At 59.8% G+C, this 12382-nt stretch carries 11 protein-coding genes; 5 read left to right on the forward strand and 6 right to left on the reverse strand.

The genetic code is table 11. The features are described 5' to 3' along the window. Window positions 1–321 precede the first annotated feature (321 nt). The 5 genes from NKK47_RS27670 to NKK47_RS27690 all read right to left on the reverse strand — a co-directional run bounded on the left by NKK47_RS27670 (window position 322) and on the right by NKK47_RS27690 (window position 4773). A complete protein-coding gene (locus tag NKK47_RS27670; RefSeq protein WP_352578986.1) occupies window positions 322–909 on the reverse strand; it encodes a hypothetical protein in 588 nt (195 codons plus the stop codon). A gap of 977 nt (window positions 910–1886) precedes the next feature. After that, window positions 1887–2621 (reverse strand): SMC-Scp complex subunit ScpB, encoded by a 735-nt coding sequence (scpB, locus tag NKK47_RS27675; RefSeq protein WP_352578987.1) that lies wholly within the window; start codon window positions 2619–2621, stop codon window positions 1887–1889. A gap of 5 nt (window positions 2622–2626) precedes the next feature. Beyond that, the gene (locus NKK47_RS27680) at window positions 2627–3652 is read right to left on the reverse strand and encodes a DUF1403 family protein (RefSeq protein ID WP_352578988.1); all 1026 of its coding nucleotides are present in this window, start codon (window positions 3650–3652) and stop codon (window positions 2627–2629) included. A gap of 241 nt (window positions 3653–3893) precedes the next feature. Next, window positions 3894–4487 carry a type II toxin-antitoxin system VapC family toxin gene (locus NKK47_RS27685; RefSeq protein ID WP_352578989.1) on the reverse strand — a complete coding sequence of 198 codons (594 nt, stop codon included), beginning with the start codon at window positions 4485–4487 and terminating at the stop codon, window positions 3894–3896. Beyond that, the gene (locus tag NKK47_RS27690) at window positions 4477–4773 is read right to left on the reverse strand and encodes a hypothetical protein (protein ID WP_352578990.1); all 297 of its coding nucleotides are present in this window, start codon (window positions 4771–4773) and stop codon (window positions 4477–4479) included. Before NKK47_RS27690 ends, NKK47_RS27685 begins: the two co-directional genes overlap by 11 nt. Window positions 4774–5048: 275 nt before the next feature. Between NKK47_RS27690 and NKK47_RS27695 the strand changes: the two genes are divergently transcribed. From NKK47_RS27695 to NKK47_RS27715, 5 genes are all read left to right on the forward strand, one after another. Continuing rightward, window positions 5049–6179: a site-specific integrase gene (locus NKK47_RS27695; RefSeq protein WP_352578991.1), complete on the forward strand. Its 1131-nt coding sequence runs from the start codon at window positions 5049–5051 to the stop codon at window positions 6177–6179. 1003 nt (window positions 6180–7182) lie between these two features. Then, window positions 7183–8364: a plasmid partitioning protein RepA gene (repA, locus tag NKK47_RS27700; protein WP_023749471.1), complete on the forward strand. Its 1182-nt coding sequence runs from the start codon at window positions 7183–7185 to the stop codon at window positions 8362–8364. Next, window positions 8361–9395 carry a plasmid partitioning protein RepB gene (repB, locus tag NKK47_RS27705; RefSeq protein ID WP_352578992.1) on the forward strand — a complete coding sequence of 345 codons (1035 nt, stop codon included), beginning with the start codon at window positions 8361–8363 and terminating at the stop codon, window positions 9393–9395. The genes repA and repB overlap by 4 nt, the downstream gene beginning before the upstream one ends. Window positions 9396–9549: 154 nt before the next feature. Then, complete coding sequence (repC, locus tag NKK47_RS27710; RefSeq protein ID WP_352578993.1) at window positions 9550–10893, forward strand: plasmid replication protein RepC; 1344 nt, start codon at window positions 9550–9552, stop codon at window positions 10891–10893. Between the two features lie 78 nt (window positions 10894–10971). Further along, window positions 10972–11157, forward strand: coding sequence for a hypothetical protein (locus NKK47_RS27715; protein WP_352578994.1), 186 nt, complete (start codon window positions 10972–10974; stop codon window positions 11155–11157). A gap of 25 nt (window positions 11158–11182) precedes the next feature. Here the strand turns inward: NKK47_RS27715 and NKK47_RS27720 are convergent, their stop codons facing one another. Further along, window positions 11183–12115 carry a recombinase family protein gene (locus NKK47_RS27720; protein WP_352578995.1) on the reverse strand — a complete coding sequence of 311 codons (933 nt, stop codon included), beginning with the start codon at window positions 12113–12115 and terminating at the stop codon, window positions 11183–11185. Window positions 12116–12382 lie beyond the last annotated feature (267 nt).

Here is a 12382-nt window from a genome sequence, read left to right on the forward strand (position 1 = left end):
AACCAGCGGTGGCCAAGCTGCCCGTCCGGGTCCGCCATCGCGCAGCGGGTTGAGCAGCTTCTCGAAGCGATACCACTTCACCAGAGCCGACAATCGATCAAGCGGTGAAGAACCGCCAGCCAACTTGCCGCCCAGAAAAGCCTCCGCCAAGCTCAACTGGCCCATCTGCTCACTGCCATCGCGATTCCCTCCGAGCTTCGTCTCAGAGAATCACAATCAGCGAATTACGCAACAGGCCCTCATATGGGAGGCTAACACAACCGCTTGGTGCTGCGACCCTAATCCTGCTCAAGTCTTCTGCACTGAGCTGGCGGACCGAAATCATTCTGGCAAATAGAATTCGGACCATTGGACTGCCGCCGCGCGCTGATTGATCATTGCCTCGACCCGCGGCTCGTCAAATCCGAGTTCCGTCAGAACCTGCCTCGTCGAGGCACCGTACTTCTCCGCTGGCGGATGTGTGCTGATATGGCCATTGTCGGGCCCGATCGCGCACGGTTCGAACAAATCGAGCCATCGGTCAGCGGCATCGATATCGTGCCTGACGAGCCGATAGGTGGGGCCGGACCCGCTCTTGAGCACCGCCGTCTGATGGAGATACTTTTCGCGGAGCTCGGCGATTGAGCTTGGCTGAACCGCACCGATATTGAGCTTTGTCAGCATCGCCACGCATTCCGAAGCCGATCGGCGCTCGAACTCCGCTTCGAGGGATTTAGCCAAGTCGGCAGCTTGGTGGTCATCGATGCCAAGGTGGCGGGCTAGGCCCTTCAATTCCTTTCCGTTCGCGCAGGCAAGGAAGCCACGGTTCCATGGCCCGCGCCTTAACGTGCCGGCTTTTTTGTGGCGTAAGGAATTGACAATCCATAGATTGCTACCGCGGCAGTTATGTCTGACTGAGCCCGCTGCCAACAGGTCGGAAGCCTTGAAAATTTATCCCTCACGCACAGTTCTCGAATATACGATCCTCGTTCTTTTGCTCCTTCTCGCATATCGGATCGCCTACCTGGTTGCGCGGAGTACGTAGGCCCATCCAAGGACCACGCAGATCGAGGCGACCCGGCGCCCCGTTAGGCAGGGGGGCACCAACCCAAAGAGCACCGGGCCTGACCGGCGGGTGTAGTCGCCGGCTGGCAAAATTATGCGCTCACGCCAATGAAAGCGATGCGTGCGAATGAGGAACCGGCTAAGGCCTGGGATGACCGACAAGCCAGCCACCACCTATGTTGTGAGCGTATTCGAGAAGCCGCATCGGCGCACGGTGCTTACGACAAAAGACATGGCTAAGACTTTGGCCAGGGCGAAGGAGATCGGCGACAAGGTGCGGGTCGGGACGAACACCCAGAACCCCATAACGCTGATCCACGGTTAAGACTGGCCTTTGTAGAGAAAGCGGCCGGCGACACAATGGGTCAAGTTTTCTCCTTCCGGCGTCCTCGGTGTGGAAGAATGAGAATCCATATGAGCTACTACTCGAAGCTCTATCACATAGATGGCGTCGCGCACGCCATCGGGTGGAAGAAATTGGTCTCAGTACTTCGTCGGGCGCTGGGATCGGGTCGGCGATGAAAGTTCGCTGTGGTTGTCATGAATTGCTGATCAGGCCTACCGACAGCGACTTGTTTGTCATCTCCCAGGTTTTTGGGCATCGCGAATATGAAATCGGAAAGGCAGGCCAAAGCGCGCTTAACCGGCTGACGACGAGTGGAGACAAAAGGGGTTCATACCCGTTATCGTGGATGCGGGCGCTAACGTTGGCTACTCGTCGATTTTCCGTACGCTAAGGCCGGTCGCGGTCCATGATCCCGATCACCGGCTGCCACAGGATCAGTCGTCTTGGTCACATGAGTGCCGCCTGTCGCTGAGGGTGCAACGCGGCAACGACCCGCTCAAGACACCTGGTCCTCAAGGACATCGGCCTCTGCTTCTTCCTCTTCGCTCTCGCCCTCCCCACTCGCCAATCCAACCGGAATATCTCCGGCCAGCAGCTTTTCCTTCGAGAGCAAGCCAGCATCCTCGAGCGCCTCAAAATCCGGCAGGTCGCGCAGCGTGTCGAGCCCGAACTCCAGCAGGAATTCTTTGGTCGTGACGTAGGTGTAGGGGGCGCCCGGTGTCGGACTGCGCGGGCCGGACGCGATCAGCCCGGCGCCGCGCAGATGGCCGATCAGATCGCGCGAAATCTCCTTGCCGAAGAAGCTCGACAGCTCGGTGCGGGTGATCGGCTGGAAATAGGCGATGCACATCAGCACCAGCACCTCCGGCTGCGCCAGGTCGACCGCCCGCCCGCCCCCGCCGACGGCCGTGCCAAATGCATTGCGGATGGCGTCGGCATAGACCGGGCGGGTCAGGTGCTTCCAGCCGCCGGCGACGGCAACCAGGTCATAGGGCCGGCCGCGCAGCTCTTCACGAATATCGTCGATCAAAAGGTCGATGCTGCAGCTTTTGCCGACAATGCGGGCCAGCGTTTCGCGGCCAACGGGCTCGGTGGCGGCAAAAATGGTCGCCTCGACGCGGTTCATCCACTCGCGCCAGCGCCCCTCCGGCGACAGGTGATCCAACTCACGATCGAACAGACCGTCGTCTGGTCGGCCTTTCCCCCGTTTCGCGCGCGTCGCCTCGGCCATCGCTGTCACAGTCCGTAGATGCGGAACGTGGCGCGGCCCGACAGCTCGCGCACGGCGCCGAGGTCGACCAGCTTGTCGAACAGGCGCCGCAGGCCGCGGTCGCTCATTCCGGTCTTTTTGTCACCACGCGACGCGACGAGCGCATCTTCGTTCAGCAATTGGTCGACGACCAGGTCCGCACCCTTCGCCCTCAGTTTCGGCGCGACGGCAATGAGCCGTTCGGCGCGGCGGCCGAGCTCGGCCGAAAGGTCGATGGCCCGCAGCGCGGCCCGCGACTGCGCCACGAGCAGGCCCTGCACCGTCTCCCTGCCCGGCACCTGGTCCCTCTGCGTCAGGCTGGTTGTTTTCGGGCGCATGCCACGCGTGCTGCCAGCCGATCCCGGCTGCGCTCCCAGCAGCGGCACCGCATGCGACCATCCCAGTTTTTTCGCGAGCATGGCGTCGGCGAGCCATGAACCCAAATTGCGCCCGAAGCCACGGCGCTCAGCAGCTGCGAAAGCGCCGGTCAGCATTTCGACAACGCCCTCTGCCGCAGGCAGCGGACCGAGCTCGTCAGTCAGATCGCTGACAGCCTTGTCGTTGCGGGCGTGACCGAATTCCTCCGATGCCGCAGCGAGGTTTCCCTCCGTCAGAAGGTTCTCCACGGGCCGCGCCGCCAGCCGGCGCCAGGCCAGGACAAAAGAACCGGCCGGCCCACAATCGTCGCCCGGGCGGGTGAGGAGCAAAGAATCGCGCAGGGCGGCTTCATCCTCGACGCGGCCAGCCTGCTTCGCCGTCACCGCGGCCGCCGAAAGCGCCAGCCGCTGCCGCCAGGCGCCGGCCCATCTTTCCTCCCGGCGCACGACCGTGTCGAGCATGGCGATCGCGGCTCCAAAGGCAATCGCAGCATCCTCAAGGCCCTTTGGAGCGCAGGTTTGCGCCGCCTCGACCGCCTTGCGCAGCCAGAACGGCACCGGCGCCATCGGCGCGAACGGCTCGGTCGCGGGAGGCTGGGCATGGCGGCGCGGGGACGGCTTGGGGCGAAGAATCATCGAGAACAGGATGAATCACGGCGGCGCTTTTAGCAATCGATTTGCGCAATAACCGCCGCGCCTGTCGCCAACAAATAATGACCGATAATCTTGCATTATCGTTCGTTTTTGTCCTTACGTTAGAAATGGCCGTTGTCGCCCGCGGTTCAACGGTCGCAGGAGAGTTTCAGCGACCAAGACTGGTGGTCATTAAAGGAGGGTGGACGAACACGGTGCACGGGCATATCTGCCACAGACGCTTTCAACCCTGCGGGCGCAAGTCTGTCACCGGCCGGTAGACGATCACACGCACCGACGGAACAAGCTGGTTGAGGTAATCGAAATCCCGAACATTGCCGGTCAGGACCGTCGCGCCCAGCAGACCGGCCTGGTGAAAGATCAGCGCACCGTTGAGGAAGCGGCGTTCATGCCCCTCCCCTTTCGGCAGACGGCTCAGCCGGAACAGCAGGCCGGCAAGCATGCCGGCGCGTCCCCAGGCGGTGGCGTCGGGTGCATGCAGCCGGTGCACTGGAATGTCTTCAATCGTGCCTGCAACCACTTTCAGGACCGACTTCGTCGTGGGGTGCGCTGGGTCGAGCTGGCCGAACAGGTGGCTGAGCTCGGCAAGGCAGACGGCCGAGTGCTGACAGAGCCGATAGGTCAGAAGGTCATCGACCACTTTGGGCGTGCGGCCCTGAAGGACATCCAGATAGACGCTCGTGTCGAGAAGCAATGCACCGCCGACAGGCGGCTGGTCCCCTGCCCAGGACAGAGCGGAATCCGGCCGCCGTTCCAGCCCGCCGGCACGCCGCTGTGGTTTGAGGGAACGCAGTGCGCTCCCGAGATCAAACGCCAAGATCAATGTCTGCGGAGATGCTGCCCTTGCGGCGGACGAGCCGGGCGCCAAAATCGTCCTCGAGGGCCAGCCGCGACAAGGCGAGCTCCAGCAGCTCAGTGTCGGAGGTCACATGAGCGCGCTTCTTTGCCGCCTCGATCAATTCCGACGGCACCCTCCCGGAAAGGCGTGTGTTCTTGGCCGCGCCGAGAAGGCCGACCGCCCTCGCCTGCTCAAGCACCAGACGGTTCCGGGTGTGGGCGATCCGCTCCTCGCTTTCGGCTGCCGTTGCGCCACGTACGCTCATCCTGGATTCTCCTGTTGAACGAAACATAAGGGATGTTGAACATGAAGGCAAGGATCGGCACTGAGAAAGAGGGCCCTAGGAGGGTCAACACTGGATCGGACATGGTCCGTCGCCCGGTCATGCTATAGCACGACCCAGCGTGTGGTCGTACGCGACCGGCGCAAATCTCGGGAGCTATTGGTCAAGCACCTCGCGGTGGACAATTGGGCGCTTTGGTCGCACGTTGGGGCTCTCAGAATCGCACCACTGTGACATTCAAATGATCGAGAGTTTCGATGGGCAGTCCCCGTAATTTCATGACCCCCATCGACGCGGTCGACACCAGCGACCTGCCTGACATTGTCGACGTCGTCATGGAAATGGGGCACCCGGATGAGGCCCCCTCCCCTCCCACGCAGGTCCTCGACTCGCGACAAGCATCACTGCCTGCGCATCTCGAAAAGCTGGCCGACCGCGCGCGCGATTACGTCGAGGCGGCGAGTTCGGCAAACACCCGTCGCGCCTATGCCGCCGACTGGAAGCATTTTTGCGCCTGGTGCCGGCGCCAGGCGTTTGATCCGCTGCCGCCAGATCCACAAGTCGTCGGCCTCTACATCACGGCCCAGGCCTCAGGATCGGAACGGGACAAAAAGTCTGTGTCGACCATTGAGCGCCGCCTGTCGTCGCTGACCTGGAACTATGCGCAACGCGGTCAACCGCTCGACCGGAAGGACCGGCATATCGCCACCGTGCTCGCCGGTATCCGCAAGAAACACGCCTCCCCTCCCCGTCAAAAGGAAGCCATCCTGCGCGACGATCTTGTCGCCATGCTGGAAACGCTCGATCGTGGCACGCTGCGCGGTCTGCGCGGCCGCGCCATGTTGCTTTTGGGCTTCGCCGGCGGCTTGCGCCGCTCCGAAATCGTGGGCCTCGATGTTGCGCGCGATCAAACCGAGGACGGGTGCGGCTGGATTGAATTTTTCCCGGACAAGGGCGTGCTGGTTACGCTGCGAGGCAAGACCGGCTGGCGCGAGGTCGAGATTGGCCGCGGCTCGTCCGATGCCACCTGCCCGGTCGTCGCCCTGCAGACCTGGCTGAAGCTGGCCCGCATCGCGCATGGCCCCCTCTTCCGCCGCGTCGCCGGGCAGGGCAAAGCTGTGGGCGCCGAGCGGCTCAACGATCAGGAGGTGGCGCGGCTGGTCAAACGCGCGGCCTTGGCCGCCGGCGTGCGCGGGGATCTTTCCGAGGGCGAGCGCGGCCAAAAGTTTTCGGGCCACTCGCTGCGTGCCGGCCTCGCGTCCTCTGCCGAGGTTGACGAGCGCTACGTGCAGAAGCAGCTTGGCCACGCCTCGGCAGAGATGACGCGCAAATACCAGCGCCGGCGCGATCGCTTCCGCGTCAATCTAACTAAGGCGTCAGGATTGTAGAGTGCGGTACGCCCCCAACCACAGGTGACTCTGGATGCGCCAATCCTCCCCGGCGCCACAGATCCGACCATCAAGTTGATGGGTTTCTAAGGTTTATTGGTGCCGCGCAAGCCTCCAACTTGAAGAGCTGTTCCCAGCTGGGAACTCAGAGTACGGGTTGTGCGAGAAGTTTGCTTCTCGATGAGTTCTCCAGGATCCTTCGTCGACACGTGGACTAGCCCCCGAGGGAAGTTGACTGGCGACTGCAGGAGCCTCTTGCTCGACGCTGGAGGAAAGTGCGCGTGGACAGGACGCCCACGTGCCAAACGGTGCTGATTGCTGTCAAATCGCGTGGGACGCCTGGCGACAGATCCGAGCCGCTGAGTTGCCATTCGCGAGAGTCGCTCGGCCCGGAAGGAATGCCTCGTTGCAGGGTAGGGGCCGTGGGGCGTCTAACTGGTCAGCCTGGGGGGGGCGATCACCGAAGTGACATCGGAAGCGGCGCGGCATGGCTGCATCACAAACACAACCCATCGTCTCCGACGCAAAGGATGGTGACTCCCCTAGGACTGCGCGAGCTCAGTGCCTCCGTCACAACGGGAATTTCGCCGCCGCGCCAATGTGGGGGGTATCTCTCCATGCGCCGAAACTTGCCTGCGCTTTTGTAAGGTCGCTCGCCGCCGTACGCAGAAGCCAGAGGCCAACCGGTACACCAACGTCGACTATCTACGAGAACAAAACGGGCAACGGGGCTCGCCCGTGCCCCCATGCTGCGTGACCAACTTCATAGCTGTCGTTTTCAATGCCTGATGCGCAACTTTGACGGCACAGGGAAGCCAGCGATAACGAAAAGTTCCCAGCTGGGAACTGCCCTGCGTCCATTTGCTCGAATGCTCCGAATCGGGCATACCTCCAGTAACGGAAAAACCGCGTAATTCGAAAAGTTGGCGTAGTTGGCGTGGCGTTAACAGCTTGTTAACCACAGTCGCTATCAATAGGCGCTGGGTGCAAGAGGAGAATCTGGGTGACGCGGCATCTAAGTAGCCTTCAGTTCATGAATACCTTTTCGACGAAACTCGAGAAGGCACTCAACAATCTTTCGCTGGCTCAGTATCCTCCTGATGCGATTCGTACGATGCGCAAATTCACTTCGACGGAAGTGGCAGCATTGCTAGGAGTGACCGAAGCTTACATAAGGCAGGTCTCCTTAAAAGGGCAGGGACCTGAGCCAGAGACAACGACCACCGGAAAGCGCCTATATTCTGTGGAGCAGGTGCTGGACCTTCGGATGCACCTGGCGGAAAAGGCACGGAAGAAATGGATCAATCCTCGTCGTGTTAAAGGCGAGGATTGCCAGATCATCGCGATCACGAACTTCAAAGGTGGATCGTCCAAGACAGCGACCACTATTCACTTGGGTCATTGGTTGGCACTACGTGGATATCGCGTTCTCGCAGTCGACATGGATCCCCAGGCGTCGTTAACAAGTCTGCAAGGAGCGTTACCCGGATTTGACTACCGAGAAGGTGACACCCTTTACTCAGCGATTCGGTTTGATGATCCGGTGCCAACGGAAAAGATTATTCATCAGACGCATATCATCGGATTCGACGTCATCTGCGCCGGTCTTGAGCTGACAGAATTCGAGACGGCCGTCACCCTTGAGATGCGCAAGAGCGGTGGAACCAGTTTTCTGCTTCGAGTGTCACAGGCGCTCGAACAGATCGTCGATAACTACGACATCGTCCTTCTCGACTGTGCGCCGTCACTCAATTTCCTGACGCTTTCGTCGCTCACTGCCGCTACCGGAGTCCTAATCCCAGTTCCAGCGCACATGCTCGATGTCGACTCCACAGGGAAGTTTTTGGAGCTGGCCGCATCTTATATGCAAATCCTGGATGAGGCTGGTGCAGGCGCACGTTGGGATTTCGCCAAATTCCTCATCACAAAGTTTGAGGCCAACGACCACCCGCAAGCCAACATGCAGGCCCTAATGCGCCAAGTGTTTGGCGAGGATTTACTTCTGAATTCAGTCTCCAAATCCACTGCGGTTGCGGACGCTCTCACTTGGAAGCAGAGCCTCTATGAAGTGCAACGATCGAGGTTTTCGGCACCTAAAACTTATGATCGTGCAATCGAATCGATCAATGCCGCGAACGCGGAAATAGAAAGCCTCATCACAATGGCATGGAGGCGTGAACAGTGAGCCGTAAAGATTCTAAGGGCATGTTTGCTGCTGTTTTGGGGCAACTCGGGGAGGACAATTCGGAGGAGGGCGTCAGCCGCCGCACGTCATCGCCGCACCTGATGAAGGTGGCGGCTGGTGTTCGCCAAATGCAAGAGCGTAGCGATATCGCCGACAAGTTACTGAAGTCAGGCGAACAGATCATTGAACTCGATCCCGACAAAATACGGCCGTCGTCTATCACCGATCGATATGATGACGCCTACGAGATTTCCGCCATTGCTGAGATCACTGAATCCATGCGGGAGCGCGGTCAAATTGTGCCTGGATTGGTTCGGCCAGTGCAAGGCAAGGATGGCGAGTTTCAAATCGTCTATGGTCGCAGAAGATTAGCGGCAGCTAAGCAGCTTGGGATCGGATTCAAAGCGGCCGTCCGCGAGTTAACTGATGAACAAGCAGTCATTTTCCAAGGCGAAGAAAACACCGCTCGAGAGGATCTTTCATACATTGAGAAGTGCGCTTTTGCGCTTGCGCAGCAGGAAGCGGGATACAAACGGGACACCATCTGCGCTTCGCTGTCGACAGGAAAATCGCATGTCTCCGAGATGATCAAAATCGCCTCATCGGTCGACAAGAAGATACTGCAATCGATTGGTAAAGCTCCCGGGATTGGTCGAGGACGATGGCAGGAATTCTCGAACCGCTATTCCATAGACGGCTCACTCGCAAAAGCTTTCGATCTTATTCGCAAAAACAAATTCCGCGAGGCAACGTCCGACGACAGATTCATTATTCTGCTTGAGACGCTTCCATCGGATCATAATGCGATCAAAGAACCTGCGGGTCCGGCCAAGCCATCAAAGCCCAAGATTGCTATGAAATCCTGGGCTGCTCCAGACAAAACAGTCAGCGTCAGCCTCAAAGACAACGGAAAAACTACCATGATTGCCGTGGGAGAGGCTGAAGGATCGCGTTTCGCAGCGTTTATCGCCGGACAACTGGACGACCTGTTTGAGGCCTTTCGGAAGTCCATCACGAAACAAGGAGTCTGAAACCGCAAAAGAAAAAGGCCCCCGAACGGCAAGCCGTGGAAGCCTCTCTCTGAACTAAGCACTCTGAGAATCGCATCTCCACGAATCACTGTCAAGAGTCATTGGCGTCGTTTTGGCGAGCAGGTTTCTTTTGCCTAATCGAGGGTGAAAGAAAATGGAGACGAATATTGCGACGACGCCCTTTGGGCGGCGACCGATGACGCTTGGCATGATTTCAAGCCAAGTCACCGCAAGGGCCGTGCCGAAGGACGCGATCGTCCACAAATGGCATGTCTTCCAAGATATCAAGGACGCCAGGATCGCTCTGGGCGCCACCGATCGCGCTTTGGCTATTCTCGACGCGCTGTTGTCGTTCCATCCGGACACAGCGCTTTATGGCGACAGCGAACTGGTTGTATGGCCATCCAACGAGCAGCTGATCCGCCGCGCTAATGGCATGCCCCCAACGACCTTACGGCGACACCTGGCCGTTCTGGTCGAGTGTGGATTGATTATCCGTCGGGACAGCCCAAACGGCAAGCGCTTCGCCCGGAAAGGGCAGGCGGGCGAGATCGAGCAAGCCTATGGCTTTGACATCTCGCCGATCGTGGCGCGCGCTGAGGAGTTCAAGGATCTTGCGGATGCGGTCAGATCTGAGAGGAAGGCATTTCGTCTCGTTAAGGAGCGGCTTACCATATGCCGCCGTGATATCGTCAAGATGATCGACACCGGCATTGAGGAAGGCGTGCCGGCGAACTGGGGCAGGGTTCAGCAGGCCTACCAGGCGATTGTTGGTCAGATACCACGCACTGCACCTAGGCAGACTCTCGAGGTGATTGCCGAAGAACTTGAAGGCCTTTGGGCCGAAGTGCGTGAAGCATTGGAATCATTTGTAAAAACACAGAAAATGGACGCCAATGAGTCCCAAAATGGGCGCCACATACAGAATTCAAAACCAGACTCTAAATTTGAATCTGAAAGCGGCTCAGGAAATAGGGATGAAGCGGGCGCCAACGTTGCGGACACCGACAACGTACGGAGCCTACCGAAACGCGAACTGCCGCTAGGGATCGTGCTGGATGCCTGCCCGAACATGCTTTGGCTGGTGAAGGGCGGCGGCGGAATCCGCAACTGGCGTGAATTTCTGGCCGCGGCCGAGGTTGCCCGACCGTCCATGGGCGTCAGCCCGAGCGCCTGGGAGGAAGCGCGAACGGCAATGGGTGAGCAGCAGGCGGCGATTACCATTGCCGCGATCTACCAGCGGCAGGACCAGATCAACAGCGCCGGCGGCTATTTGCGCAGCCTGACAGATCGAGCAAAGGTCGGAAAGTTCTCGGTCTGGCCGATGGTGATGGCCTTGTTGCGGGCCAAGCTTGACGCGTCGAAGACGACCGGAACCGGAGCTGAAGCCGCTGCCGTCGATCTGGAGGCGGCAGGCAAGGTTGTGCGCACCGAATCCCGGCTGGAAATCAGCGATGCGTTGCGCCGCAGCCTCGACAAGCCAGGGCGCGGATCATGATCAGCCGGGCGGGTTTCGATCCGTGGACGGTGGCTGCAGCGCTTGTCGGGACGAGCGTCTTGTGAGAGCATCGAAGGCATGAAAAACCAACACGACCAGGAACCGACGCCCGATGAAACCGCCGGAACGGTGTGGTGGAACTCACTCGCCGAAACCGATCGAGCGGCTTCACTGACGCGGGCCGGCAGCGCTGTTCCAGCTGATGCCTGGGCCGCGTACAAGCGGCTCGGGAATGTCGAGCGTCAGCCACAGACTGTAAACTGAGGACTGTTGTGCAGCGGGATGACGGTCAGCTCGCGGGTAGTTCGGCGACGAGTCCAAGCCGCCGGGCTCGATCGAGTAGGTTCTTCACTGAGGAGGCAGACCATTTTGCGCTTCCTCGTGGGGTTCGCTCATGCAGGCGCTCGAGCTGGCCAGCGATGTCGCGGAGCGCAAGGTCTGGGTTAGACTGCGAAATCCCTGCCACAAGAGTCATCAGGCGATCTTCGGGAGGCAGAGGAGACGCCCGCTTTAGCAGTGTGGATTCGGCCAGGTGCTCGGTGACGAGCCACCTCACTGCCCGCCGCAGTCGTTCAGGCGTCCAGTCGAGGCCGCGCTGGTTCAGGACCCGAGCGATGTCGTCCCAGTTATGGTCTGGTCGCATCCGGCGGACCGTCGGAAGCCATTGGTTCATAGTTGATTGTAGCCGTCGGCCATAAGCCGCCTTTTGTATCGTGGTCATTTTCGCCAGGGCTTCGGGCCTGCGCTCCCGGATACCAGGATTGCCTGGCAGTCGCCCCTTGGATCGTGCAGCGATGATGCCGGCCTTGGTTCGCTCCGAAATCAGTGCACGCTCGAGCTGGGCAACGGCGCCGAGTACCTGTAGCGAAAACATGCCCTGTGGCGTCGACGTGTCGATTGGATCTCGGAGAGATCGGAAATGCGCGCCCTTCTCAGTCAGATCCTCGATCACCTGAAGAAGGTGGCTGACCGAGCGCGCAAGGCGATCGAGACGCACGACGACCAAGATATCGCCGGCGCCGATGTCGCTCATCAACCGCAGTAGGGCCGGGCGAGCTCTCGACGCACCGGATCCATGTTCCTGAACGACGACGTCACAACCGGCCGATCGCAGCTCGATCTCCTGCGCTTCCGTCGCTTGTTCGTCCGTCGACACGCGCGCGTAGCCGATTTGCCGGCCTCTTGGTCGTCCGGAGCGTCGATCTTGCGCTTCACGGGCCATTTGCGGCGTCTCTCAGCATGGGAGGAGGCGTTTGTACAAACACCGAAGATATCAACAAACGATCCTTTGTAAACGTCTCTAGTGCCTTTTTGCGTAGCTCCTACGGCTTCGATGAGCCGGCAAATCAACGTTTTTCGGCCTCCTGAGCGTCCTAGGGCGTGGTGCTGTACAGTCCCGATATGCGGTCATTATCGAAAGTGATAAGGCCGCCAGAGAAAATCCCCTGCAAGTCAACCTAAAGGGCCAATAGCTTGACTAACGCGAATC

This window comes from Mesorhizobium sp. M0019 (genome assembly GCF_040323975.1).
Taxonomy (GTDB): Bacteria; Pseudomonadota; Alphaproteobacteria; order Rhizobiales; family Rhizobiaceae; genus Mesorhizobium.